Annotated in this window: 19 protein-coding genes, 2 rRNA genes and 1 pseudogene (1 of these 22 running past the window's edge); 9 read left to right on the forward strand and 13 right to left on the reverse strand. The window is 57.6% G+C overall.

Features of this window, described 5'->3' with window-relative positions; genetic code table 11:
• Both I9H09_RS04125 and rrf read left to right on the forward strand, forming a co-directional pair.
• Positions 1-2,086: ribosomal RNA gene (locus tag I9H09_RS04125) — 23S ribosomal RNA — on the forward strand (it extends 808 nt beyond the left edge of the window).
• A gap of 157 nt (positions 2,087-2,243) precedes the next feature.
• A 5S ribosomal RNA gene (rrf, locus tag I9H09_RS04130) occupies positions 2,244-2,359 on the forward strand.
• Between the two features lie 86 nt (positions 2,360-2,445).
• On the opposite strand, the gene I9H09_RS04135 is transcribed toward rrf, so the two are convergent.
• The gene (locus I9H09_RS04135; protein WP_055003716.1) at positions 2,446-3,693 is read right to left on the reverse strand and encodes a right-handed parallel beta-helix repeat-containing protein; all 1,248 of its coding nucleotides are present in this window, start codon (positions 3,691-3,693) and stop codon (positions 2,446-2,448) included.
• A gap of 217 nt (positions 3,694-3,910) precedes the next feature.
• On the opposite strand from I9H09_RS04135, the gene I9H09_RS04140 reads away from it, so the two are divergent.
• Positions 3,911-5,133 (forward strand): IS3 family transposase gene (locus tag I9H09_RS04140; protein WP_183136713.1). Its coding sequence is split into 2 segments (ribosomal slippage): positions 3,911-4,262 and positions 4,262-5,133, totalling 1,224 coding nucleotides; the frame shifts between segments, so codons are not numbered across the junction.
• Between the two features lie 48 nt (positions 5,134-5,181).
• Here I9H09_RS04140 and mksF read toward each other — a convergent pair.
• Genes mksF through mksB form a run of 3 tightly spaced genes read right to left on the reverse strand, consistent with a single transcriptional unit; the run spans position 5,182 to position 9,972 of the window.
• Positions 5,182-8,001: an Mks condensin complex protein MksF gene (gene mksF, locus I9H09_RS04145; RefSeq protein WP_024691726.1), complete on the reverse strand. Its 2,820-nt coding sequence runs from the start codon at positions 7,999-8,001 to the stop codon at positions 5,182-5,184.
• On the reverse strand, positions 7,998-8,705 hold the full coding sequence (mksE, locus tag I9H09_RS04150) for an Mks condensin complex protein MksE (RefSeq protein WP_005890955.1): 708 nt from the start codon (positions 8,703-8,705) through the stop codon (positions 7,998-8,000). Before mksE ends, mksF begins: the two co-directional genes overlap by 4 nt.
• Positions 8,695-9,972: an Mks condensin complex protein MksB gene (gene mksB / locus I9H09_RS04155; RefSeq protein ID WP_122346355.1), complete on the reverse strand. Its 1,278-nt coding sequence runs from the start codon at positions 9,970-9,972 to the stop codon at positions 8,695-8,697. The genes mksE and mksB overlap by 11 nt, the downstream gene beginning before the upstream one ends.
• Before the next feature lie 145 nt (positions 9,973-10,117).
• On the opposite strand from mksB, the gene I9H09_RS04160 reads away from it, so the two are divergent.
• On the forward strand, positions 10,118-10,924 hold the full coding sequence (locus tag I9H09_RS04160; RefSeq protein WP_005890957.1) for a hypothetical protein: 807 nt from the start codon (positions 10,118-10,120) through the stop codon (positions 10,922-10,924).
• Entirely contained in the window at positions 10,917-11,369 is a 453-nt protein-coding gene (rimI, locus tag I9H09_RS04165; RefSeq protein ID WP_005890959.1) for a ribosomal protein S18-alanine N-acetyltransferase, read from the forward strand. Before I9H09_RS04160 ends, rimI begins: the two co-directional genes overlap by 8 nt.
• Positions 11,370-11,378: 9 nt before the next feature.
• On the opposite strand, the gene I9H09_RS04170 is transcribed toward rimI, so the two are convergent.
• The gene (locus I9H09_RS04170; RefSeq protein ID WP_024669604.1) at positions 11,379-11,783 is read right to left on the reverse strand and encodes a hypothetical protein; all 405 of its coding nucleotides are present in this window, start codon (positions 11,781-11,783) and stop codon (positions 11,379-11,381) included.
• Positions 11,784-11,959: 176 nt separating this feature from the next.
• Here I9H09_RS04170 and can point away from each other — a divergent pair, with 176 nt between their 5' ends.
• Entirely contained in the window at positions 11,960-12,598 is a 639-nt protein-coding gene (gene can, locus I9H09_RS04175; protein ID WP_005890963.1) for a carbonate dehydratase, read from the forward strand.
• Positions 12,599-12,669: 71 nt separating this feature from the next.
• Here the strand turns inward: can and I9H09_RS27055 are convergent, their stop codons facing one another.
• The 4 genes and pseudogenes from I9H09_RS27055 to I9H09_RS04190 all read right to left on the reverse strand — a co-directional run bounded on the left by I9H09_RS27055 (position 12,670) and on the right by I9H09_RS04190 (position 17,184).
• Positions 12,670-13,548 carry a methyl-accepting chemotaxis protein gene (locus I9H09_RS27055; RefSeq protein ID WP_371906475.1) on the reverse strand — a complete coding sequence of 293 codons (879 nt, stop codon included), beginning with the start codon at positions 13,546-13,548 and terminating at the stop codon, positions 12,670-12,672.
• Positions 13,528-14,334: pseudogene (locus I9H09_RS27060) on the reverse strand (MCP four helix bundle domain-containing protein); the annotation flags it as partial. The gene I9H09_RS27055 and the pseudogene I9H09_RS27060, both read right to left, overlap by 21 nt.
• A 131-nt stretch (positions 14,335-14,465) precedes the next feature.
• Complete coding sequence (locus I9H09_RS04185) at positions 14,466-15,113, reverse strand: HD domain-containing protein (RefSeq protein ID WP_122347666.1); 648 nt, start codon at positions 15,111-15,113, stop codon at positions 14,466-14,468.
• Between the two features lie 55 nt (positions 15,114-15,168).
• A complete protein-coding gene (locus I9H09_RS04190) occupies positions 15,169-17,184 on the reverse strand; it encodes an acyltransferase family protein (protein ID WP_122347665.1) in 2,016 nt (671 codons plus the stop codon).
• A 254-nt stretch (positions 17,185-17,438) separates the two neighbouring features.
• Between I9H09_RS04190 and I9H09_RS04195 the strand changes: the two genes are divergently transcribed.
• The 3 genes from I9H09_RS04195 to I9H09_RS04205 all read left to right on the forward strand — a co-directional run bounded on the left by I9H09_RS04195 (position 17,439) and on the right by I9H09_RS04205 (position 19,828).
• Positions 17,439-17,780: a zinc ribbon domain-containing protein YjdM gene (locus tag I9H09_RS04195; RefSeq protein ID WP_236502406.1), complete on the forward strand. Its 342-nt coding sequence runs from the start codon at positions 17,439-17,441 to the stop codon at positions 17,778-17,780.
• 129 nt (positions 17,781-17,909) lie between these two features.
• On the forward strand, positions 17,910-18,341 hold the full coding sequence (locus I9H09_RS04200) for a thiol-disulfide oxidoreductase DCC family protein (protein ID WP_236502407.1): 432 nt from the start codon (positions 17,910-17,912) through the stop codon (positions 18,339-18,341).
• Positions 18,342-18,607: 266 nt separating this feature from the next.
• On the forward strand, positions 18,608-19,828 hold the full coding sequence (locus tag I9H09_RS04205; protein ID WP_005890976.1) for a sugar transporter: 1,221 nt from the start codon (positions 18,608-18,610) through the stop codon (positions 19,826-19,828).
• Between the two features lie 67 nt (positions 19,829-19,895).
• Here I9H09_RS04205 and pcsA read toward each other — a convergent pair whose 3' ends face one another.
• The 4 genes from pcsA to I9H09_RS04225 form a co-directional block, all read right to left on the reverse strand.
• Positions 19,896-20,615 (reverse strand): phosphatidylcholine synthase, encoded by a 720-nt coding sequence (gene pcsA / locus I9H09_RS04210; RefSeq protein WP_005890977.1) that lies wholly within the window; start codon positions 20,613-20,615, stop codon positions 19,896-19,898.
• Positions 20,616-20,701: 86 nt separating this feature from the next.
• The gene (locus tag I9H09_RS04215; protein ID WP_122323632.1) at positions 20,702-22,717 is read right to left on the reverse strand and encodes an alkaline phosphatase D family protein; all 2,016 of its coding nucleotides are present in this window, start codon (positions 22,715-22,717) and stop codon (positions 20,702-20,704) included.
• A 219-nt stretch (positions 22,718-22,936) separates the two neighbouring features.
• Positions 22,937-23,374: a GNAT family N-acetyltransferase gene (locus I9H09_RS04220; protein ID WP_055002199.1), complete on the reverse strand. Its 438-nt coding sequence runs from the start codon at positions 23,372-23,374 to the stop codon at positions 22,937-22,939.
• 152 nt (positions 23,375-23,526) lie between these two features.
• On the reverse strand, positions 23,527-24,723 hold the full coding sequence (locus I9H09_RS04225) for a GGDEF domain-containing protein (RefSeq protein WP_005890980.1): 1,197 nt from the start codon (positions 24,721-24,723) through the stop codon (positions 23,527-23,529).
• Between the last annotated feature and the right edge of the window lie 88 nt (positions 24,724-24,811).

Consider the following 24,811-nt stretch of genomic DNA (forward strand, 5'->3'; position numbering starts at 1 on the left):
GAAAGCTATTTAGGTAGCGCCTCATGTATCACTGTAGGGGGTAGAGCACTGTTTCGGCTAGGGGGTCATCCCGACTTACCAAACCGATGCAAACTCCGAATACCTACAAGTGCCGAGCATGGGAGACACACGGCGGGTGCTAACGTCCGTCGTGAAAAGGGAAACAACCCAGACCGTCAGCTAAGGTCCCAAAGTCATGGTTAAGTGGGAAACGATGTGGGAAGGCTTAGACAGCTAGGAGGTTGGCTTAGAAGCAGCCACCCTTTAAAGAAAGCGTAATAGCTCACTAGTCGAGTCGGCCTGCGCGGAAGATGTAACGGGGCTCAAACCATGCACCGAAGCTACGGGTATCATCTTTTGATGATGCGGTAGAGGAGCGTTCTGTAAGCCTGTGAAGGTGAGTTGAGAAGCTTGCTGGAGGTATCAGAAGTGCGAATGCTGACATGAGTAACGACAATGGGTGTGAAAAACACCCACGCCGAAAGACCAAGGTTTCCTGCGCAACGTTAATCGACGCAGGGTTAGTCGGTCCCTAAGGCGAGGCTGAAAAGCGTAGTCGATGGAAAACAGGTTAATATTCCTGTACTTCTGGTTATTGCGATGGAGGGACGGAGAAGGCTAGGCCAGCCTGGCGTTGGTTGTCCAGGTTTAAGGTGGTAGGCTGAGATCTTAGGTAAATCCGGGATCTTAAGGCCGAGAGCTGATGACGAGTGTTCTTTTAGAACACGAAGTGGTTGATGCCATGCTTCCAAGAAAAGCTTCTAAGCATCAGGTAACCAGGAACCGTACCCCAAACCGACACAGGTGGTTGGGTAGAGAATACCAAGGCGCTTGAGAGAACTCGGGTGAAGGAACTAGGCAAAATGGCACCGTAACTTCGGGAGAAGGTGCGCCGGTGAGGGTGAAGCATTTACTGCGTAAGCCCACGCCGGTCGAAGATACCAGGCCGCTGCGACTGTTTATTAAAAACACAGCACTCTGCAAACACGAAAGTGGACGTATAGGGTGTGACGCCTGCCCGGTGCCGGAAGGTTAATTGATGGGGTTAGCGCAAGCGAAGCTCTTGATCGAAGCCCCGGTAAACGGCGGCCGTAACTATAACGGTCCTAAGGTAGCGAAATTCCTTGTCGGGTAAGTTCCGACCTGCACGAATGGCGTAACGATGGCGGCGCTGTCTCCACCCGAGACTCAGTGAAATTGAAATCGCTGTGAAGATGCAGTGTATCCGCGGCTAGACGGAAAGACCCCGTGAACCTTTACTATAGCTTTGCACTGGACTTTGAATTTGCTTGTGTAGGATAGGTGGGAGGCTTTGAAGCGTGGACGCCAGTTCGCGTGGAGCCAACCTTGAAATACCACCCTGGCAACTTTGAGGTTCTAACTCAGGTCCGTTATCCGGATCGAGGACAGTGTATGGTGGGTAGTTTGACTGGGGCGGTCTCCTCCTAAAGAGTAACGGAGGAGTACGAAGGTGCGCTCAGACCGGTCGGAAATCGGTCGTAGAGTATAAAGGCAAAAGCGCGCTTGACTGCGAGACAGACACGTCGAGCAGGTACGAAAGTAGGTCTTAGTGATCCGGTGGTTCTGTATGGAAGGGCCATCGCTCAACGGATAAAAGGTACTCCGGGGATAACAGGCTGATACCGCCCAAGAGTTCATATCGACGGCGGTGTTTGGCACCTCGATGTCGGCTCATCACATCCTGGGGCTGAAGCCGGTCCCAAGGGTATGGCTGTTCGCCATTTAAAGTGGTACGCGAGCTGGGTTTAGAACGTCGTGAGACAGTTCGGTCCCTATCTGCCGTGGACGTTTGAGATTTGAGAGGGGCTGCTCCTAGTACGAGAGGACCGGAGTGGACGAACCTCTGGTGTTCCGGTTGTCACGCCAGTGGCATTGCCGGGTAGCTATGTTCGGAAAAGATAACCGCTGAAAGCATCTAAGCGGGAAACTTGCCTCAAGATGAGATCTCACTGGAACCTTGAGTTCCCTGAAGGGCCGTCGAAGACTACGACGTTGATAGGTTGGGTGTGTAAGCGCTGTGAGGCGTTGAGCTAACCAATACTAATTGCCCGTGAGGCTTGACCATATAACACCCAAGCAATTTGCGTCGAATGACCAGATTGCGGTGACTGTGAAGATGACACGAACCGAAAGTTTGCGTCACAAGCGACACCTGAATAACTGACTGTCACATACCCGATTTGCTGAAGCGCGCCGTATGGCACGACTCGGTACCCGAATTTCTTGACGACCATAGAGCATTGGAACCACCTGATCCCATCCCGAACTCAGTAGTGAAACGATGTATCGCCGATGGTAGTGTGGGGTTTCCCCATGTGAGAGTAGGTCATCGTCAAGATTGAATTCCAGAAACCCTCATCGCTTATGCGTTGAGGGTTTTTGTTTTTATGGCGTTCGCCAAACTTCTCCGTTCGATTATGCACCTCAGTTGAACGCTCCCATACCTGTCAGCTTACTGCCAGGGCGCGGATGAAAACTGCGCATCACAGGCAGGCTTCCGTCTGACTGCCGTGGTGCGTCCCAGCCACGGTGTGAGACATCCTCGAAGTCTGCATCTGTTATGGGCTCCGGCAACGTCCACGAGTTGTGTGTCATATCCAGCCCCTCAGTGTTAACCGTCAACCTTCCCTTGTAAGCAATGTTGTTGACCAGATTGCCAAGGGCAATCGGCGAACCGTCCGCTGCGATGCCCAACATGTTGTAATTCGCGCCATTGGAAAAGGCAGTGTTGTTAATGAAATCAAGTGCCAGCGTGTGGTGGTTGGCATAGAAGCCAGCAGACTTATTGTCGAAGGCGACTGAGTTGCGAACGGTATGTTTGACGCCGTTAGGTACATACTTCCCGCCGTAGCCTCCCGCCTTGATGCCGTTACCGTTTCCCGCCTCAAGTTTCGTACGCGTGCCAGGCAGGTAACCTTGCTGCCATGCCCACGAGTTTTCGATAGTTACTGGCGAGAAGGCATTGATCAGGTCAAAACCATCGTCGGAGTTGTCCCAGGCGCGGCAACCGCGGAATATATTGCCTGGGTGGCCCGCTTTGATATGCGCACCGAAGCCATCGGCACTCTGGCCTGCACCGTTTGAGGTGTAAGGGTCGTAGTTGTGGTGGGAGTCAGTGTTCAGCACCAGATTGTAGCCGCCGTTTTGAATGAACAGGCCTGGCCCCATGTTGTGATGCAGATTGAGTTGCTCGAAGGTATTGTGGCTGCCGCTGTTCCAGATGCCCCAGGATTCGTGATTAAGATGGTTTTCCGGTTGCTGCGGGACACCGGTCACCTCCAGCCCTTTCAGGTGTAACCAGCTGCCGGTTACATTGAAACCTTTGACGCGGCAATCGTCTTTCATGGCAGAGAAGTCGAAGACAGGTGTTTCGCCCGGATAGGCCCAGTAGCGGATAGGTTTGTTTTCGCTGCCGCTGTTGTTCAGGGTGATGGCATTGACGGTGTCTGTACGCGTGGCACAGCTGTTTACGCCCGCGGTGTACGCATAGACTCCACCGCGGAAGTAAACCGTGTCGCCAGCCTTTGCGGCTTGCTGCGCACGCATGATGGATCGCAGCGGTGCGGCTTTTGTACCGGCAGCGTGATCATCACCGTTGGGGGCAACGTAATAGTCAGTTGCATGGGCTGTTGCAGCAACGGCCAGCAAGGCCGTCAACAGTATCGTTCTCATGAGGTTACTCCAAGCCTGCCTCATGTGATCGTATGCGTGTTTGCTGCAACCCATTATGAATTCGATGAACAAAGAGCGTCTTCGCCGATGGCCTGCAACAAGGCCTCGCTCTATTCAAAGACAGCAAAAAGGCCGCCTTCTCATGCGGCCTTCTGCTTACAACTTGTCCCGTCCTGAATAAGGTTTACACCTTCTGAACTTTCCTCAGGAGGACTCAATGGATTCGGGTAAAAGGCGCAGCCAGCGCGATTACACGCTAGCCTTTAAATTATCGGTCGTAGATCAAGTTGAAAAAGGCGAGTTGAGTTATAAAGAAGCCCAACGACGCTATGGCATCCAAGGCCGGTCGACGGTGCTGGTCTGGTTACGAAAGCACGGTCGACAGGATTGGAGCCAAGGCGCATCAATTCGAGAGCAGAGGAGCAGGTCCATGACCGAGCCAACCCTCCCGCCGACACCCGAGCAGCGGATTAAAGAGCTTGAAGAACAGCTGGCGCTGAGCAACCAGAAGGCTCAGTTCTTTGAAGCCGTCGTCAACGTTCTGAAAAATGACTACGGCGTTTCTGTCGTAAAAAAGCGACCCGGCAAGTCCTCTCGCAAGGGCAAATCCAAGACCTGAGCATTACCAGGGCTTGCCTGTTCATGGGGATTTCGCGCCAAGCGTATTACAAGCGTAATCGCGCTTTTGACGCGAGGGTCTGCCGAGACCAAGAGGTGGTGGACTTCGTTTTGGAAAAGCGGCGTCGCCAGCCCAGGCTGGGAACGCGCAAGCTGCACTACTTGATGAGCGTCGAAGCTCCTGCGTCGTTGTGCGTGGGTAGAGATCGTATGTTTACCATCCTTCGTGATGCGCGCGAGCTGGTTCCGCGCAAACGGGCTTATCACAAGACCACTCATAGCCATCATCGCTTCCGTCGCCACCCCAACCTGCTCAAAGCAGGTCCGCAACAAGTCGTGGCCCATGGACCCGAACAGGTCTGGGTTGCAGACATAACTTACCTGCCTACGCAGGAAAGCGTGGCCTACATGAGCCTTGTAACAGATGCGTACTCACGCAAGATCGTTGGCCATCACGTGCATGAAAGCCTGCATGCCCAATCGGTGATAAAGGCACTGGAAAAAGCGGTAGGAGAGCGAAAAACCGATCAGATGCTGATTCATCATTCAGATCGCGGCGTCCAGTACTGTTCCGATCTCTATCAGCAGCTGCATACCAGGCATGGAATCCGGTGCTCGATGACGGATGGCTATGACTGCTATCAGAACGCTATGGCCGAGCGAGTAAACGGGATTTTGAAGACCGAGTTTCTACTCCGTCGCCCTAAAGACTTGGCAGATGCAGTGAAAATGGTTGATGAATCAGTGCAGATCTACAATGGGGAGCGGCCACACTTAGCTCTGAAATACAAAACGCCCGATGCGGTGCATCGGGCATTTTGAGCGTGAAACAGGTGTAAACCTATTTCAGGACTAGACAACTGACAGTCCTTACGAAACGACTTCCGGAACCTCCGGCTTCACTTCATCGCGACGCTGAATGTATTTCCAGTCCGCCTCATCGATGTAGATGCCATTCGGTCCGCTGCCGCCTTCCAGGTCGATGGCCACATGAGCTGAAACCTGCGGCTTCACACTTGCAAGGATCGGCACGAAGCCCAGTTGCAGGCTTGTTTCCAGCAGCGCAGCCTGGTTCTTCTCGTCGATGTCTGCCGCTTCGTCGAGGTAGTAGGGCAGGCGCACGCGACCCGCCTGATCTCTATCCATCAAGTGCAGCAACAGGTACATGTTGGTCAGCGCCTTGATGGTCATCGTGGTGCCGTTGGACGCTGCGCCGTCGATATCTGTATGAATAACCGGCTGACCATTGACCTTGGTAATCTCGAACGCCAGCTCAAACAGGTCTTTCAGGCCCAGCTGGTTGTGATTGGCAGCCACCAGTCTTGCCAGGTATTCCTTGGCCTCTTCGTTCTTGTTGTCCTGTTCGGCGCTCTGACTGAGGTCGAAAACCGACAATGTCTCGCCTTCTTCGTACTGTCCGGCGCTGTGGATGATCTGATCGATGTGTTTCAACGCTTCCTTGTTCGGGGCAAGGACGATGCGGAAGCTCGCCAGGTTCGACACCTGGCGCTTGTTGATCTCGCGGTTGAACAGTGCCAGTTGATGCTCGAGGCTGTCGTAGTCGCTGCGGATATTTCGCAGTGTACGAGCGATGTCGGTCACTGCAGCGCGACGAGCCTTGCCCAGCGTCAATGCTTCCTCGCTGCGGTGCGCGTAGGCATTGATCAACAGTTGCAGACGGCGCTCCATGTCGTCTTCACTATCGAACTTGGCCACACCTTTCAGACGAACCTGAGCATACAAGGCTTCTATCTGGCCATCGCTGCGCAGCAGGCCCTGCCAGCTGTCTTGATAGTCATTGAGCAGAGGCAGCAGGTTATCCATCGAGTCGTCGATCGGGTCCATGAACGGCGTGCCGAATGGCAGGTCAGCGGGCAGCAACTGGCGGCGTCGCAGAGCATCGTCCAGCGTGCGCTGCTTGGATTCCATATCGCCGATCTGGCGTGCGATCAGTTGCAGCTTGGCTGACAGTTGCTGAACGCGTTCGGTGAATGCATCACTGGAGCGTTTCAGCTCATCCTGAGCTGCTTCCATCTGTGCCAGTTCTTCCAGCTTGCCGGACTCTTCTGCGCTCAATGTCTGGCAGCGACGGAAATCTTCCAGGGCTTTCTGGGCATCCAGCACCTGCTGATACAGCGCTTCGGTCTGTGTCTTGCTCGCCGAGCGGTCTGCAGCTACCGCCTGTTGGGTTTTCAGTTGCTTGAGCTCTTTCTCCAGGCGTTCCTTCTGGTCACGCAACGCAGCGCGGTCCGCCAGTGCCTGCAATGCAGGAGGCTCGATATTCGACAGGTTGATGTTCAGTCCAGGCACAGCAAACTGCTCGCCTTTGAAGCTGTCCAGAATGGCTTCCAGGGACTTGACCCAAGCACCATTCTCGTCCAGCGAAATACCCTGCTCGCCCAGCGGCAGGCTGAACAACGCGCTGTTGAACAGGCGCATCAACCGCTCTACATCCGGCTGGGAAAACTCTTCACGCAGGCGCGCGTAGCTGTTGTTGTCGGCATGGTCGAGTTGCTGCCTGACTGACTTGAGGCGTTTTTCCAGATCCCGCAGACGCTCGTCCAGGTCTTCCGCGCTGAACTGCCGGGACTGGGCCAGCGCACCGGCGAGTTCGTCGTGGGCATCCTTGGCGGCCAGCAACTGCTGTTCGAGGACCTTGACGTCGTCGACCAGCGCGAAGCGATTCTTGAGCACAGACAGCTCGCCAACCCAGCGCTGAATACTGCTGATTTCACGCTCCAGACGCATCAGCTCTTGAGTGCTGCTGCGCTGGTCGTTCTGCATTTCATCCTGCTGAGCGCGGTAATGCTCGGCCTGAATGACCAACTCTTCCTTGCGCGCACCCGAATAGTCCGACCAGGTGCCCAGCAACGAATCGAGGATGGGCGACAGGCGATGCAGCTTGCCACGCAGCAGGTCGCGTTGTTTGACGCCAGCAGCCAGAGCCTCGACCAGCGGGCCAGCCAGCACCAGCGAATTGTAATCCTGCTCCATGCGCCGCACGTCGCGGAAGGCCTCTTCGCAGGCAGCGATGTAATCGACGCTGCCCGAGCGCAGGCTGTGCTCGAACGCATCCAGAAACAGCTGCTTGAGTTTGGCGGCAGTGATTTCGCGCATGTGCAGCAAATTGATGAACAGCGCGCGGAATGTCTTGAGGCTTTGCTCGCTGGTAGAGCGCAGCGGGATCAGTGTCAGGTCCAGCGGAATCGACGTATGGCCGCCGACCAGCAAGCGGCGCAGCTCGTCCGGCTTGAGTTCGTAGGCCTTCAGCCCTTGGCTTTCCAGATTGCTGAACAGCTCTTTCTGACGCAGGCAGGTGTCGTTCTTTTGGTAATGACCCAGGTCCAGCTCGCCAGCGTACGCGAAGAACTGATGGCCGAAGCCACCCCCCGGGCCGCGTCCTACAACGCCGATCACGTGTGGGCCGTGGGGCAGGGAGACTTCGACCAGAATGTAGCTGGTGTCAGAGGCAAAGTAGAAGCGTCGCGACTGCTCGAGACTGTACTTGCCGAAGCTCATGTCCGACATGCGCGCCAGAATCGGAAACTGCAGGGCGTTGATCGAGGCACTTTTGCCAAGGTTGTTCGCGCCATACACCGACAGCGGGTTTTCCAGCGGGAACAGGCCCAGGCTGTAGCCGGCAGTGTTCAACAGAGCAAAGCGGCGGATGCCATAACGTTCCTGGCTCATGTGTCCATCTCCTGTCGTTGCTCATCGGCAATTGCCCGGGCCAGCGCCTCTTCCTCGGTTTCTTCGCCAAACTCGGCGAGATCCAGAGGATCGTCTGTTTCCAGTAGTTTTTCGTCGCTGTCATCATCGATAAGCACAGGCGTCGGCAGCGGCAGGGCGCTGTGCAGGCTGGCCGCCAGATCGCGGTCCTGTTGCACCGACAGGCACACATCGAGAAAACGGTGCATCGGCGGCAGAAAGCGGTAGATGCCGACTTCTTCGCTGGCGAAACCCAGTTGCGTCATGCGGCGCATGATCTTTTCTTCCAGTTCTTCCTGAGTCTGCACTTCGGCCTGGAGAAACAGGTCGCGGTACTTTTCCAGCATGGAAGGCAATTCGTCGCGTCCCAGGCTGCCGCCGTCCAGCACCGACATAGGGTCACGGCCCTGATCGGCCAGATGCTCGACGAGAATGAAGGTGAACAGCGCCAGGCGCTGAGCGGTCTTGTTGACCTGCGCGGCGGCCAGTTCCGGTACGAAATAATAGAAACCGCGTGTGTCGCAGACCAGCTCGTAGCCCAGAGCCTTGAACAGCGTGCGGTACTGATCCTGACAATTGGACAGTTGGGCGTACAGCTCCGGGTCGCGGCGGCTGATGTGGTAGCCCTTGAACAGCTCGCGAAAGATCGGCGCAAGCTGGGACATTTCGGATAGATCAAGATGCATGAACGGTGCTCTCGGAATTCTCTGGCTGCTCGTCTTGAGGAGCGAACAGGGCAAAGGAGCGCAGGCTGACGCGGTGCTCCCGGGTTAAATATTCGCGACGCTCCAGGCGTTCGCGGACGAAACGCTTGTCACGCGACAACCGCGAGAACCAGTACAGCAGCTCGTCGGTTTCGCCGGTCGGCTCCTGCTCCAGCAACCAGACCATCAGGTCGGGCATCGGCAGGGCGTTTTCGCAGCGTTCAAGCATTTCCTTGACGGTGCGCGGCGCACGTGGCGGCTCGCCTTTGCGTGTGCCGCTGGCCTTGGGGAATTTAGCGGGTTTGGGCTCGAAGCGCGCCAAGGCATATACATAAGCCTCGACCTGGCTCGCGCTGCCCAGAAAGGTACTTTGCGGACGAGTGAACATCGGCATGGCCGCCTGTGGCACCGCGTCCAGGCCTTTGCGGCGGATAGCCGACAAAGCCAGCGCCGCTCCTCGGGTCACCGCATTGTGACGACGGGCCTCTTCACGCAACGGCAGCAGCAGCTCGCGCGCATGACGCAGTGTCAGCTGGGCGCTGGTCTGCATTTCAAGGATGCGCGCATGCGTTCGCAGCAGCATGTCGTCATCGACCAGATGGCCAAGACGCTGTTGCTCGGTCAACAGGCGCAGCAGCACGTTCTCGACCTTGCGCACGCCCTGTTCGAAAGCACCATCGGCGTTGACCAGTTGAATCATCGGCTCGACGTATTCATCCCAGGTGGCCAGCACTTCTGCATAGCGCTGGCGCAACGGGATCTGCCGGTCGCTGGTCTTGGCCCGGTCAGCGACTGCGACCAGTGCCTGCTCGTCGTTGGCCAGCTTCTTGAGCACGTCGCGGACGCGCATGTCCAGCAGCCGCAGCTGTCTGGCCAGGTCGTTGGCATCGCGAACATCGAAGGCGTCCTGAATGTAACCTGCCAGTCGTTCAAGGTGGCGCAGGTAGGCTTCGATTTCCAGGCACAGACCAAGGCGATGCTCGCGGCGCAGATAGGACAGGAAGTCGTGAATCTGCGCGTTGAGCTCGAAGCGGTTCGGGCTTTTCGCGACGGGCACCAGAATGTCCAGACGAATCCACACGTCCAGCAGGTTGGTGATGTCTTGCGGGGTGCTGTCCTGTTGCTGTGCGGCCAGTTGCAGACGCAGTTCGCTCAGGCTCAACGTACCCTGGTCGAAATGTTCGCATAAGGGCTCGAGTAGCGCCCAGTGCTCGGCAAGGGCGCGCAGGACGCGCTTGGGTTCGATCATCGTTAGGCCGGCTTGTTGGCAAGTGAAAAGCGGCAATTGTACTGCATCGGTCGCCTGATATTTCACCTCGCGGCGATATGCTGCAGCGCGAAAACACGAACAAGGCTAGAATTGCGCGCTTAACTTATCCACAGGTGGCTGACCCTTGCTCAACGAGTCCCGTCGCCGCGCTTACTTGACCGCCATGCAGGTGGTCAACTGGCTGCCGCGCACAGAACTGCCATTCGCCGCACCCTCACGCCCTGAACTGCTCGTGCCGTTGCCAGCTTTGGTCGAAACGCAGAGTGTTGCACCTGTTGCTGCACCTGCGGCCCAGGCTGCTCCCGCTGAGGCGTCGAAGGTCGTGCCGATTGCACGTCAGCCCGAACGACCGAAGATCGAGGTGCCTCGTCCTTCGTTGGCCAGCACCCGCACGGCTGCCCCGGTAGCCGAAGAGGCCGAGCCGACGCCGCCCAAGGCGCCGGTCGTGCCGCCCCCGCGCTTTGCTTTGCAATTGTTGCGTGCCGGACGCTGTCTGCTGCTGGTCGAGTTGACGACCGGCCAGCCTTTTCAGAGCCGCGATCCTTCCTATCTGCTGCTCAAGGACATGCTGCGCGCAGCCGGTCTGCCCGACAGCCCGCAGATTATTGGCGAACCGGTTCGCTGGCCGTTGCTGGTACGCGGGCAAATGGACCAGGGGCCGGAAGCGGCGCGCGACTTCGTGCAGGGCTTTGTCGGGGCACGCCTGGAAGACGAAGCCTGCGCCTGCCTGTGGCTGATCGGTCTGCCGTCGATGAAATACGCCGGTGAAGTCGATGCCGAATCTTACAACCGCGAACTGCAGGTCGAGGGTCTGGGCGTTGCCTGGGCACTGCCAGGCCTGGAACTGTTAATGGACGAGCCTGAACGCAAGGCTGATGTCTGGAAAGCCATGCGTCGGCTGATGACGCGCTGGAAATCGATTGATGAGTGACGCCGTAACCTTTCGCCGCATGACCGAAGCCGACATGGACGCTGTGCTGAAAATCGAATATGCGGCGTTTACCCATCCATGGACGCGCGGGATTTTTCTCGACGGGCTCAAATCCTATGAGATCTGGCTGATGTTCGAAGGCGCGCAGCAGGTCGGTCATGGTGTCATTCAGGTCATCATCGACGAAGCACACCTGCTCAACATCACTGTAAAGCCGGAGAATCAGGGACGTGGTCTGGGGCTGCTGCTGCTCGATCATCTGATGAAGCGTGCTTACCAGCTCAATGCACGGGAATGCTTTCTGGAACTGCGCGACAGTAATCGGCCAGCCTATCGTCTGTATGAAAACTATGGTTTCAACGAGATAGGCCGGCGTCGTGATTACTACCCGGCAGCGGACGGTCGTGAAGATGCCGTGGTCATGGCCTGCACGCTGCTGGACTAACCGTTTACATCAGCGCTGATTGCTGTCCAGTGGGTCGATGATCGCCATTTCCTCTTCATCGAGACCATTGCCTGCGCCGATTTCATCTTCATCGACGACGGTCAGATCAAGATCAGCCGGGTCGCCATCGCCCTGCTCGGACGGCGACCGCGCCCCGTCTTCATGGATCAGCGTTTCCGGAGACAGGTCGTCGTCAGTCGAGTGGTGGTCGTCCGTCGAAGCGCCCGTCAGGCCGGCCTCACGTACGCGTTGATCCGGAATTTCATGTTGCAGCTCGCCTTCAGGGATAAGATCGCCGATACGAGCAGGTTCTTCTTCATCGAAATCGAGTGTTTCCATGGAGCCCATGCGATCTTCGTTGTCATCGATGGGTTCCGGTTCGGTCGCTCCGAACGGGCGGCGTGGATCGTTCATAAGAAATCCTCATTTCACGTGGTCGTGAAAAGTGGACCGGCCATGACTTTGAAGATTCCTTTTTGTTGACCGGCAGTTGTTGACTGATGAACCTGTGTGGGTGGCGGTAAGAAAGACGTGACTTGAGGGATTCGACTCCAGTCCAAGGCTGGGCATCATTATCGAGGCGTCAAAGCATGAACGAGCTACAAGACCTGATTGATAACAATGCACGCTGGGCCGACGCGATAAAGCAGGAAGACCCTGACTTCTTCGCCAAGCTGGCCCGCCAGCAAACGCCTGAGTTTCTGTGGATCGGTTGTTCCGACGCGCGCGTGCCGGCCAACGAGATCGTCGGCATGCTGCCCGGTGATCTGTTCGTTCACCGCAACGTGGCCAACGTGGTGCTGCACACTGACCTGAACTGCCTGTCGGTGATCCAGTACGCGGTAGACGTGCTGAAGGTCAAGCACATCCTGGTCACCGGCCACTATGGCTGCGGCGGCGTGCGAGCGTCCATGCAGGACCGTCAGTTCGGCCTGATCGACGGCTGGCTGCGCACAATCCGTGACCTGTATTACGAAAATCGCGAATTGCTGGCCAAACTGCCGACCGAAGAAGAACGTGTCGACCGCCTGTGCGAACTGAACGTGATTCAGCAGGTGGCCAACGTCGGTCATACCAGCATTGTGCAAAACGCCTGGCATCGTGGGCAGAGCCTGTCGGTACATGGTTGCATCTACGGCATCAAGGACGGTCGCTGGAAGAGCCTCGACGTGACCATCAGCGGCTTTGAGCAACTGCCGCCGCAATACCGTCTGCGTCCGCAGGATTGATCGACGCGCAACCGCGCTGTTTCAACGCCAGCCCGCCTGTTTAAATACAAGGGCTGGCGTTGATGCAATCTTCACAGCACGAATCGTTGCACCATCAGGTTCAGGTCGCTGGCCAGCATCGACAGCGCGTTGCTCGCAACGGTTGTCTGCTGTGCGCCCGAGGCTGTCTGGCTCGACAGATCGCGAATGCTGCTCAGGTTGCGATCCACTTCACTCGCTACCTGAGCCTGCTGTTCCGCCGCACTGGCGATCAGCAGGTTGCGATCGTTGATTGTGGCCGTCGAGCTGATGATAACGTTCAGCGCCTCGCCGGTCGCAGCGGCCTGCTCCAGCGTCAGATTGGCCTGAGTTGCGGTATGCCTCAGCGAACTTGCCGTCTGCTGGGTGCTCTGCTGCACGCCGTTGATCAACCCTTCTATTTCCGCTGTGGACGCGCTGGTACGTTGTGCCAATGAGCGCACTTCATCGGCGACCACGGCAAACCCGCGTCCCGCTTCACCCGCGCGCGCGGCCTCGATGGCGGCGTTGAGCGCCAACAGGTTGGTCTGATTGGCGATGGCGCGAATCACGTCGAGAATGCTGCTGATGCTCTGTGTGCGCTCGGCCAGCCCTTCGGCCTGATGGGACGAGTCGAGGACATTTTCGGTCAGTGCCCTGATCGAAATGATGGTCGCCGACAGCTTGTCCTGCCCTTGCGCTGCGGCCTGAGTCGATGCCTGGGACTCGGTCACGGTGTTGCTGGCGTTGCCTGCCACTTCCACGGCAGCCTGGCTCATCTGATTGACTGCGACGGCAGCTTGCTCGATTTCATCGTTCTGCAATTGCAGGTTGAGCGCGCTGGCCTCGGCGATGCTGCCCATCTCCTGCACCGATTGTGACAATTGTGTCGCTGCTGCATAAATCTGATCAATCGTGCCATGCAGGTTGTTGCGCATGCGCCCGAGCGTCATCAGCAGCAGCGCGGTTTCGTCCTTGCCTTCAGCTATCGGATGGTGGGTCAGGTCGCCATCGGCGATGGTGCTGGCGATTTGCAGGGCCTGGCGCACAGGATGAATAATGCTGACGCTCAGGCGCCATGCCAGAAGCAGGGTCAATGCCAGGGCAACCGCGATGGCGCTCAGGGCGATGATCCGGGTCTGCTCGTAGCGGGCGCCGGCTGCCTCCACCGCGCTTGCCGCACTTTGCTTGTTCAGCTCGCGCAGCAGTTGTACCTGCATGTCCATCAGGTCGCCTTGCATCATGAGCATGGTGTTGGCCAGCATTCTGGCTTCATCCAGCTTGTTCTGCTCGACCAGTGTGATCTGACTCAGCAGGCCTGGCATGAAGGCCTTGTAAGCCTCTTGCAGCGCCATGATGGAGTCGTGTTCGGTGCCGGACTGAACACGCGCCAGGTATTCTGAAAAACCTTTATCGACCTCGTTCTTGAGCTGTTCGACGTTGATCTTGCTGTTGATGACCGCCCCCGGGTCATCGGCGTTGGCGATCAGGCGGGTGGTTTCACTGCGCAGCTTGACCAGGCCGATTGCGATGGCATCAGCCACGGCGATACTGGGCAGAGCGCCACTTTCGACGACCTCGCCCTGATTGCGTATCTCCTGCATCTGCAGCAGACAGAAAGCGCCCAGAGCAACCATCAGCAGAGAGGTGATGCCGAAGCAGATCACCAGGCGAGGGGTGATCCTGAAACGACGCAGGATGGTTGTCGTTGTGGTCTGCCGACGTGAGAAACGAGGCATCAATCTTTTCACGGCACACAACCCCTATAAACACACGGACCTTCTAGGAGAGCCGTTTATAGGGCAGTTGTGTGATGTCTTTGTGACATCTAGCGTTTCAAACGAAAACAAACCACAGTTCACGGCAGCGGTTAGCCAATTTCTTCCATCATTTCGTCCAGAAAGCGCTTCAATCGCGCGTGTCTGACCTCTGCCATCTGTTTGCCCGTAGGGGTCTGAAAGCCTTCTGCGAGATGAAGCAGCTTGGTATGGAAGTGGTCGACGGCAAATTCCTTGTCGTCATAGGGGCGCTGGTTGGCGTAAGGATCAACCGGGTCGTAGAGCGATCCGCCCATCCGGCCTGACACATAAAAGGTGCGCGCCACGCCGAGCATGCCCAGCGAGTCAAGCCGGTCAGCGTCCTGCAAGATTTTTGCCTCCAGCGTCAGCGGAGTTATCGCCGCCGAGAAGCTGTGAGCCTCGATGGCATGCGCAACGGCCGCGATGTTTGCTTCGTCCCACCCAATGCTTGCCAGTAGCTCATTGGCCCTGGCGGCCGCCAGTCGTGACGCTCCGGCACGGAACGGCGAGTCTTTCTCGACCGAAACACAGTCGTGCAGCAACGTGGCAGCGATCAGCACCCGCGCATCGCCGCCTTCCCGATCACGGATAGCGCAGACGTTTTTCCAGACGCGCAGCAAATGCGAGGCGTCGTGCGATCCATCGATTTTTTCGGCGTGTGTATACGGGATCAGCTGGTTGGCGAGATCCTCGAATGGGGCGAAGCGTGCGGCGATCATGGGTCGTCCTGAACAGTGGGGCTCGACCAAGGATTGCAGAAAGCACGCCCCTCTGTCATTGGGCAATGATCTGGTTGATCTGCGCAGCAAGCAGCCCGGCACCCTCTGCATTGAGGTGGTTGAAATCCTTGTAATAGGATTTCAGATCGCCTATCAGGCACTGCCCAAGCTTGCAGAATGCGCTGTCCGGGATAATCAGGCGGATCTGATCTGACGCCTGTGCATGCTCGAACAAGGTGCGTGTGAAGTGCTGAAGACGTTCATGCGTTTCCACAGTTACCGATACTTCGCTGATCAGTTGCAGTGTATGTGCTGCGTTTTTCGGGTTGTTGCGAGCCAGCCGGTAGTAAAGGTTTTTCGGCTCGATCAGTTGTTGCGGCACTTGCGCGACGATGATGACTTCACTGCCAATCGCTCGATAAGCCTGAACGGTGGCTTCAAGGGCCTGCGTGAAAACGATTCGCGAAGCTTCGCGGGTGCGCTCCTGCCGAGAGGCTGAAATCAGAAAGTATCTGGCCGAAAGTTTTTTGCCGTAATCGCCGTCGGTGTAAAGCGTCCAGCGGGCGACCAGCACCACTTTTTTGATTTTGTGCTTTTTCACGTAGGCAAATTCACGACCGGCCAGCGCTTCGCACACCCCCGGCGCATGGTTGCCGCTGGCGACGTCCACACCCAGCAGCGGCAGGCAGCCGCCCAGCCCGATATGAACGACGGTTGTGCCCTGGTCGCGTGCGACTGCATCGAAGGTCGACAGCAGGGCTTCAGCATGACTGTCGCCGAACACCGCCAAGGCTGGCGTCTCTGTGCTGTCGCGTTTGCCGAACAGACAGAAATCGATTTCGTCCTGGCCGCAGCGGTCGCGTATCTGTGGGTCGGCGAACTGCCGATACAGAGCCGGGTCGACATCAAAACGCTGGCCAAAGCCGTTGTTCAGGTAGCCGGTCAGCCCCAGAGCGATGAACAGCGCCGATGCGAGACCTGCGAAGGTGAATACCTGCTGACGGCTGAAGCCATCTTTGAAGCCACCTTTTTGGCGAAAAGGCTGTTCGACAAATCGCCAGCTCAGCCAGGCCAGCACCAGCGACAGCAGCGTCAATGCCAGCATGACCGGCAGGCCGGGTTCCGCCAGGCTGCTCTGACGGGCGAAGGCAAAGATGGGCTGATGCCACAGGTAAGCGCTGTAGCTGACCATGCCGATGAGCACTAGGGGTTGACTGCTCAGTACCCGTCCGGCCCAGGTATTTTTGTTGGCGTAAACGATGATCAGCGTTGCGCCCACAACAGGCACCAAGGCATTGAAGCCCGGAAAAGGCGTGTTGCTGTCGAATGCTGCTACAGCGTAAGCGATGAGCAAAATGCCCAGTAGCGCCGCCGCCTGAGCTATAGGGCCAGCGATGTCTGCTTTGTGGGGGCGCCAGGCAAAGTAGAAGGCGATGAACGAACCGGCCAGCAACTCCCAGGCGCGTGCATGCAACAGGTAAAACGTGCTGCTGGCGTCGTGCTGCGCTCCCCGTTGCGCCAGTGTCAGGCTGCCCAGTGCCACAACTATCAGCAGCGCGACGAGCCTGCCGCGACCGATGCGCCAGCCCAGCATCAGCAACAGCGGAAAAAGCAGGTAGTACTGTTCCTCGACCGCGAGTGTCCAGGTGTGTAGCAGTGGCTTGAGTTCAGCCGTTGCGTCGAAATAGCCACTTTCCAGCCAGAACAGCACATTGGAGGAAAACGTCGGTACTGCTACCAGGCTCTTGGCGAAGTATTTCAGGTCAGGCGGGTCAAGGGTCATCCAGGCGACTGGCAGGCAGACGAGCATGACCGCGAACAGCGCGGGCAAAATGCGCCGTGCGCGCCGCTCGTAGAAATTGATCAGCGAGAACGTGCCGCGTGCCATTTCCGCGATGATGATCGAGGTAATCAGGTAGCCGGAAATCACAAAAAATACGTCGACGCCGACAAATCCGCCGCTCAGGAACGGTAAGCCCGCGTGATAAAGCATGACGGGAACGACGGCCAGCGCGCGCAGGCCATCGATCTCAGGGCGATAGCCGAGCGCCGGGTTGTGTGGAATGCCCATGGGGTGTGTTCTCGGGTGGTACAGGGGGATAGGCAAGAACTGCGATAGCTACCGCCAGCGCCGGGCGCAGGACGGAAATGCATAAAGAAGAGGGCAAGGAGGAAGTCGGTTCAGTGGCCTGTATTTTTTAGTTCAGTTGCCTGCATCTGTCCACTCGATGAGGTTGCTCCCGGCTATCCACAAGCAGCGCTTACCCTTAAACCGGAAAAGCCCTTTATAATTCATGGTTTTTACCCCCTGATGCGAGAACCCCTGTGAGCTTACCGTCCTGCCCGAAATGCAATTCCGAATACACCTATGAAGATGGCAGCCTGTTGATCTGCCCGGAATGCGCCCATGAGTGGCCTGCTGACGCCGGTAGTGCCGATGCAGCCGATGACGTGAAGGTCATCAAGGACTCCACCGGCAACGTCCTGCAGGACGGCGACACGATCACCGTGATCAAGGACCTGAAAGTCAAAGGCTCATCGTTGGTGGTCAAGGTAGGCAGCAAGGTCAAGAACATCCGTCTGGTCGACGGCGATCACGATATCGACTGCAAGATCGATGGCATCGGCGCCATGAAGCTGAAGTCCGAGTTCGTCCGCAAAGTTTGATTCGGTCTGGTAATCGCTTTAACGTGAACGCCTCGCCTGTCGCTCGACAGGCGGGGCGTTCGTATTTTCGGCTGCACTTAGCCTGTGCTCTGCTGCAACAGGCGGTTGCTCTTACCAAGGCAGGTAATCATGTCCACAACCCCCGCGCCGTATTTGCAGCCTGATGAGTATGTCGTGCTGTTCGATGGCGTCTGCAAACTGTGCAATGGCGTGGTCAGGTTTCTGATCCGCAACGATCCTCATCGACGTTTGCGCCTTGCAGCCGTGCAGTCGGACGAGGGCCAGGCCCTGCTGAAATGGGCCGGCTTGCCGCTGGACGAATTTCATACCATCGCGGTCATCGTCAATAATCGGGTGTTTGTGCGCTCGGACGCCTTTCTGCACATCATGGGTCTATTGCCTGCGCCGTGGCCGTTGCTCAAGGTGCTGCGTATTTTTCCGCGCGTTCTGCGTGATTGGGCCTACAACCGCATCGCGCTCAATCGTTACCGCCTGTTTGGTCGCTATGATCACTGCCTGCTGCCATCGCCAGAGCACCGGCAGCGCTTCCTCGGAGATTGACGACCGGCGGTCACTTGCAAAATCTCATACCTATGGACGGGTTGTGATCCACCTTGGTGGTCCGTAGAATTCGCGCATCTGGCTGTATTCCCTATATTCACAATAATCCACTTCACACACTGCGCCCGGTCTTGACGGTCGAGCGGAGCGTTTTTGCGTTGGTTTTTCAGTGGGACAGGCCGTGGTTTTATGCACAGGTGCCATGCGTGTTGTGATGCGTGGCGGTCGACCTCCGGGTTTGAATATTTTTAGAGAGCTGTGAATTCTTGATAACGACACCTCCGAACGCCCATGAAAATGAAAGCGCTGGCAGCTGGCTGGGCGTCTTCGCGTTGGCCTTGGCGGCCTTCATTTTCAACACCACCGAGTTCGTGCCGATCGGCCTGCTGAGCAACATCGGCCAGAGCTTCGACATGACGCCGGCACAGGTCGGGCTGATGCTCACGATCTACGCCTGGGTGGTGTCACTGATGTCGCTGCCGATGATGCTGGCGACGCGCAATATCGAGCGGCGCAAGCTGCTGATGTTTGTGTTTGGCCTGTTTGTGGTCAGCCACGTCATTTCTGCGATGGCCTCAAGCTTCGCGATCCTGCTGGTCAGTCGTGTCGGTATTGCATTTGCGCATGCGGTGTTCTGGTCGGTCACCGCATCGCTGGCAGTGCGTATCGCGCCACCGGGCAAACAGGTTCAGGCCCTCGGGTTGTTGGCGACAGGTACCTCGCTGGCCATGGTCCTCGGCATTCCGCTGGGTCGGGTGCTCGGTGAGGCTCTGGGCTGGCGCACCACCTTTCTGGGCATCGCCGGGGTCGCTGCGCTGGTGGTTTTCCTGTTGGCCCGCGCGCTGCCTTTGCTGCCCAGTCAGAACTCTGGCTCGTTGCGCAGCCTGCCGATCCTGTTCAAGCGTCCGCGCCTGATGGCGATCTATCTGCTGACTGCCATCGTGGTGACTGCGCATTTCACCGCCTACAGCTACATCGAACCGTTCACCCAGACGGTGTCCAGGCTCAGTGGCGAAATGACCACGATCCTGCTGCTGGTCTTTGGTGGCGCAGGGATCATGGGCTCGATCATTTTTAGCCTGTTCAGCGATCGGTTCCCGAATGGGCTGTTGATCACTGCCATTGGCACCCTGACGCTGTGCCTGCTGATGCTGTTGCCGCTCTCCGGCGATGCAATCTCGCTGGGTACGCTGACTGTGGTCTGGGGCATGGCGATCATGTGTTTCGGGCTGCTCTTGCAAGCGCGCGTGCTGGCGCTGGCGCCGGATGCGACCGATGTGGCGATGGCGCTGTTCTCGGGCATCTTCAATATCGGTATCGGCGGCGGGGCGCTGCTGGGCAGTGTGGTCAGCAGTCAGCTGGGGGTGGCGGATGTCGGCATCGTCGGCGGTTTGCTCGCCCTGAGCGGGCTGGGACTGTGCTGCTATACGACGCACCACTTCGGCAAGGTCCGGCCTGCGGCTGAGGCGGCTGCCTCGAGCAAGTGATGCTCGCATAAAAAAGCTCGCTGACCGCGCAGGGCGATCAGCGAGCTTTCATGGTCTGACAGTCAGCTCAGGCCTTGAGCCGGCCCAGCCATTCCAGTGAAGTTCTCCAGATGCAGATCCCCAGGAAGTAAGCCGACATGGTCATCCACACGCCCATGACCACGGGGCCATTGTGCGGATGGTTGCTGATCAGCAGGGCGCTGGATAGCAGCCATACGGTGGTCACTGCGATGTTGATCGGCATGAAGCGACGCACACGGAAAGGGTGCAGAAACTTCATGCGGGTCAGGGTCAGCAAAGCCAGAGCGATGATGGTGATGAATGTCAGCCAGGGCGCCGGCGAAAGAATGTAAAGGCACAGTGCGACTACGTTCCAGGCCGCAGGAAAGCCCTGAAAGTAGTTGTCCTTGCTCTTCATGTCGACGTTGCAGAAGCAGAACAGCGACGAGACCAGGATCACCGAGATGCTCAGCAGCAGGGTGTAGTCCGGCACCGGAATGTATCGGTAGATGAACAATGCGGGGATGAACACGTAGGTCAGGTAATCAATCACCAGGTCCAGCACCGACCCATCGAAGTGCGGCAGTACCGAGGTGGTGTTGACCTTGCGTGCCAGCGAGCCGTCTACGCCATCTACGATCAGCGCCGCACCGAGCCACAACAGGCAGGCTTTGGGTTCATTGTTAAACAAGGCAATGGTAGCCAGAAACGCAAGGACGACGCCGGTGGCGGTGAAGCCATGCGCGCCCCAGGCGTTGATTCTGGCTATGCGTTGATTGGTTATCACGGGGCGCTCTCCAGGAAATAATGCTTGCCAGGGTGTGCCGCAAACCTGACGGGTAGCAACTATCGACCCGGCAACTGCCGATAAGTTTAGCGGTGACTATCCCTTGTTTTCTGGTTGTTTTCCAGAAAACTGCGATCTGTTCCCGACCGACCGTCCCTGTATTCTTCCGGTTCGACGAAGCAGGTAGGCGATTCACCGTTGGCATTGAGTTGGTTGATCAGGGTCGGCTGGCCTTGTTCATTGAAGAAAACCTGACCGACACCTGCCGAGTTCCATAAGCGTTCACCAGCCTTGCTGTGCTCGGGCGTGCGCGGGATGACCTTCATCAGGCGGCGCTTGGTGAACCAGTTAAGCGGTGAGCGGGGTGAGTATAACCAGCGATTCAACCGATCAAAAGTATCGAGTAAGCGTCGGGGGAATTCATTCTTGATACCGCTGCTGGTGATCTGCCATATATGAGGCCCGCCACTGCGGTGGCGAATCAGGATTTCGTAGACAAACGAGTAGTGCACATCGCCTGACAGAATCACGTAATTACCAGGGGTTCTGGAGTGGCGAAAGATGTTCAGAATGACGTTGGCTGCGCCCCGGTGGGCCATCCAGTTCTCGGCGTCTACCAGCAGCGGATAGCCGCACCAGCTGAAAATCCGCTGTATTGCTTCGATCAGCTTGACCCCGAACACCGGCGCGGGCGATACGATAATTGCCGATTCATGATCAATCAGCTCCTGCTGCAGTTCGCAGAGCGCCTCCCAGTCCAGCAGACCCGACGGATGGTTGAAATTCGACTCGCTGCGCCAGCGCCGGGTCCGGGTGTCGAGCACCACCAGCGCCGGGCTGGTCGGCAGAACGTAATGCCATTGCTGGAACTTCAGCAACTGATCGATCAATGTGTCCTGCGAGCGGCTGTCCAGCCAGTGGTTATTGCCGACAGCTTCGGCGCTCAATGAATGCGCCTGCCTGATCAGGTCGTTGAGCGCATCCGGATCATTCCCCCAACCCTGGCACAACAGGTAGGCCAGCAAGGCGTTGCCGATGATGCGCTTCGAGAACGGGTGGCCGTAGGCTGTTTCTTCCCAGTTTGCCGACAAATTCCAGTCATCGGTGATGTCGTGGTCGTCGAAGATCATCAGGCAGGGCAGGTGCGCCATGGCCCGCGCTACGCCGCCCAGGCCTGAAATGAAGTCATCGATCAGTTGCTGCTCTTTGGCATAGCGTTCGAGTCCTTCTGCATCGAGGCGCGGCATGCCAGGTTCGATAACGGTCCACGGCACAGGCGACCAGACCAGCAGGTACATCGCCATGACCTCTGCCAGGGTGACCAGATGGTTGTCCGCTGTGCTGCTGGTGAATACAGGTTTGCTGGCGCCACCAAAGAACCGTTCGCGCAGGGTGTCGTTGCTTTTCAGCGCGGGCAACAGGTCGGCGCGCTGATAATAGCTGGCCGGATGCACGTAGAGGCTGGCGCTGTCCTCGACCACTGCGCCGTCGAGCTGCTCGTCGAACAGCCCCAGGCGGTTGATCAGCGCGTGAACGGCGCGCAGCATCGGCCCGGCGACATCGTCGGCGTAGACCTGATCGCCGCTCATCAGCAGCAGGGCGGGGCGCTGCAGCGGGTCCTGGGTGTCGGCCAGCAAGCGGTCCACACACAGCAGGCCGTCCGCTGCGCAATGGTGCGGCTTGCGGCAAGAGCCATGCAGCAGATGATCGATGCTGCTGCGCACCACGAAGTTCGGGTAACTAGCGCCCTCGTAAAGCAAGTGCGGCGCCCAGTCGGCAATACCCCCTGGCTCACCTTCCACCCGCAGGTCGTAATCGATCCAGGTATCTCGCGGCAGATCGGCTTTCAGTTGCAGATCGATCAGATGAACAAAGGCGTGGCGGCCCACCGCAATGACCTGACATTGCTGCTCGGTGAGAGGGTGCTCAATGAACTCGTCCGCCGCACGATCAGTACCAGCATGGCGTAGACGCAGCGTGAGGCTCAGAGGACGCGAGCCCACGAGCCACATCACCAGGCGGTTGGCTTCCTGACGGCGTAACAGCGGGCCTGCGAGAACGGAAGGTAGTGACGCGGGTTGTTCGGCGGACGAAGAGGACATCCTGATTCAAAGCTCTGGCGGACCGTAGGCGCAGAATAGTAACGCAGCAGGGGCGGAACATTCTTGTTACAAAGCGTGCGTAACGGGGTCAGCGTGTTTCTGAACGTTGCAGACAAGTGGACCGCTTCAATGGGCGCTCAGGCAATGAGCCAATTGTTGCAGCGCATGGCGGCGAGCCTCGCCGCAATCGATAATCGCACCAGGCTCGCCGCAAATACCTCAGGGCTGTTCGCTCGACAGGCGCTTCTGGAAAAAGAAGCGTTTGTGCCCGCGCGGGTAGTCATCGAGCTGGCCGAACTCGGTGTAACCGTGACGGCGATAGAAGTCCGGCGCCTGGAAGTCGAAGGTGTCCAGCCATATGCCCACACAGCCTCTCTCTATGGCCAGATCTTCGGCCATCTGCATCAGACGTGAGCCCATCCCCTGTCCACGGACCTGCTCCGGCACGACCAGTAACTCGATGAACAGCCATTCGAACAGAATGCGCATGTGCAGACCCCCGAGAACCTCCTGCGTCTCGTCATCGCGAATGAATATTGCAATCTTCTCGGACTTCCCGTCACCTGCCTGCTCGGCGTTGAAACGCTTCAACGGCTCGAGAATCGCCAGACGATCCTCTTCAGTGGGGTTGTTATTGATGTCAATGTGAACGCCCATGCGATGGCTCCCAGCCAAATGATTGCGCGTCGAGATTAAAGCGGGAAGGGGAGTGGGGTAAAGCCTGGCAAATCACTTACCTGTCGGGTGATCAGGCCTGCCTTGCAACAGCGGATAGCGTCCGCACTTGCCGTTTCTGCCGCCTGGAGGCATCAGGGCTGGCAAAACACAGCATTGCGCCCGGCGCGCTTGGCAGCGTACAGCGCATCGTCTGCAGCGCTGATCAGCGTGTCGTAAGTGGTCAGGGGGGCAATCGCAGACGCGACGCCGAGGCTGATGGTGACGTGCGCGCCTTCCCCCTGCGCAGGGTGCGGCAGCTTTAGGGCAGCCACCGAAGCTTTCAGCGTTTCTGCCATTTTTGTGGCCTGGCCAGCATCGGCATTCATCAAGACCAGCACCTCTTCACCGCCAAACCTGAACGCCATTGCACCACAGGCGGTTGCACTTCGCTGAATCTCGTTGCAGAGCAATTTCAGGCAGACATCGCCTTGCGGATGGCCGTAGTTGTCGTTGTAGGATTTGAAGTGATCAATATCCAGCAGGATGATGGCCACGCTTGCCTGCTTTTTTCGAGCGCGCTCCCAGACCGACGTCAGCACTTCGTCCTGATAGCGTCGATTGAACAGGCGGGTCAGCGCATCGGTACGTGCGTATTCCAGCAACTGCACTTGCAGCAAGCGCCCGCGCAGCGCAAAAAGATAGCTGAGACGGGCTGCCCGCTCCAGAAAATAGGAAGCCATCAACAGCAGCATGACCGTGGAGACGAACAACAGTGCATTGGCCTGCCAGATGAGCACATCACCAAAGTTGGCGATGTAGGTGGTCACTAGCTGGATGATCAGCATGGATGACATTGCAGCAGCTGCGTGGCGCAGCGGCAACTGCTGGATCATGGTGCAATAGACCATGATCAGCAGCATGCCCAGCTGATAAAAGATCTGATAGGGGCTCTCGCTGTAAATCATCACCACCATCGGCATGAGCGAGCACAGCACGGTAGCCACGGCTGCGGTCGTTTCCATCGCCTGACGAGAGGGAAAGCGCCGAGCGAGCACCAACAGAATGATAAACATAGGTGTGATCAGGCACAGACGGCCCAAGGCCACGTACATAAACACATCCCGCAAAATCAGCCAGTCACTGATCAGAAACAGGTTATAGATCAGGCTGCCACCGATGCTCATGACTGTCAGAAACTCACGCCGTTGCAGCCGGGTTTCCACCTGGTAACGCCGCTCGAGAGCGCGGTTGAAGCGCAGCCCGCCCACGCCTGTAACAATCGTTCGCTCGACCTCGGCAAGGGTTTGCGAATCTTCAGGGCTGGGACGATCAAAGGGTGAGGCGAGCATGTTGCACCAAGCATTAACATCGAGAGACATAAGACATTATGCATGATGTCTTAGTGCCATCAATTTGCGTCAGGCTAATTCATAATAT

Origin of the sequence: Pseudomonas tremae, assembly GCF_023278125.1 — a bacterium.
Classification (GTDB): domain Bacteria; phylum Pseudomonadota; class Gammaproteobacteria; order Pseudomonadales; family Pseudomonadaceae; genus Aquipseudomonas; species Aquipseudomonas tremae.

Excerpts from the sequence above, each read along its gene's own strand:
- mksB (WP_122346355.1), bottom strand. The coding sequence starts at position 9,972 with ATGATCGAACCCAAGCGCGTCCTGCGCGCCCTTGCCGAGCACTGGGCG.
- I9H09_RS04190 (WP_122347665.1), bottom strand. The coding sequence starts at position 17,184 with ATGGGCATTCCACACAACCCGGCGCTCGGCTATCGCCCTGAGATCGAT.
- I9H09_RS04185 (WP_122347666.1), bottom strand. The coding sequence starts at position 15,113 with ATGATCGCCGCACGCTTCGCCCCATTCGAGGATCTCGCCAACCAGCTG.
- mksE (WP_005890955.1), bottom strand. The coding sequence starts at position 8,705 with ATGCATCTTGATCTATCCGAAATGTCCCAGCTTGCGCCGATCTTTCGC.
- I9H09_RS04215 (WP_122323632.1), bottom strand. The coding sequence starts at position 22,717 with ATGTCCTCTTCGTCCGCCGAACAACCCGCGTCACTACCTTCCGTTCTC.
- I9H09_RS04200 (WP_236502407.1), top strand. The coding sequence starts at position 17,910 with ATGTCCACAACCCCCGCGCCGTATTTGCAGCCTGATGAGTATGTCGTG.
- I9H09_RS04220 (WP_055002199.1), bottom strand. The coding sequence starts at position 23,374 with ATGGGCGTTCACATTGACATCAATAACAACCCCACTGAAGAGGATCGT.
- I9H09_RS27055 (WP_371906475.1), bottom strand. The coding sequence starts at position 13,548 with ATGACGCTCGGGCGCATGCGCAACAACCTGCATGGCACGATTGATCAG.
- I9H09_RS04170 (WP_024669604.1), bottom strand. The coding sequence starts at position 11,783 with ATGAACGATCCACGCCGCCCGTTCGGAGCGACCGAACCGGAACCCATC.
- mksF (WP_024691726.1), bottom strand. The coding sequence starts at position 8,001 with ATGAGCCAGGAACGTTATGGCATCCGCCGCTTTGCTCTGTTGAACACT.
- I9H09_RS04135 (WP_055003716.1), bottom strand. The coding sequence starts at position 3,693 with ATGAGAACGATACTGTTGACGGCCTTGCTGGCCGTTGCTGCAACAGCC.
- rimI (WP_005890959.1), top strand. The coding sequence starts at position 10,917 with ATGAGTGACGCCGTAACCTTTCGCCGCATGACCGAAGCCGACATGGAC.
- can (WP_005890963.1), top strand. The coding sequence starts at position 11,960 with ATGAACGAGCTACAAGACCTGATTGATAACAATGCACGCTGGGCCGAC.
- I9H09_RS04225 (WP_005890980.1), bottom strand. The coding sequence starts at position 24,723 with ATGCTCGCCTCACCCTTTGATCGTCCCAGCCCTGAAGATTCGCAAACC.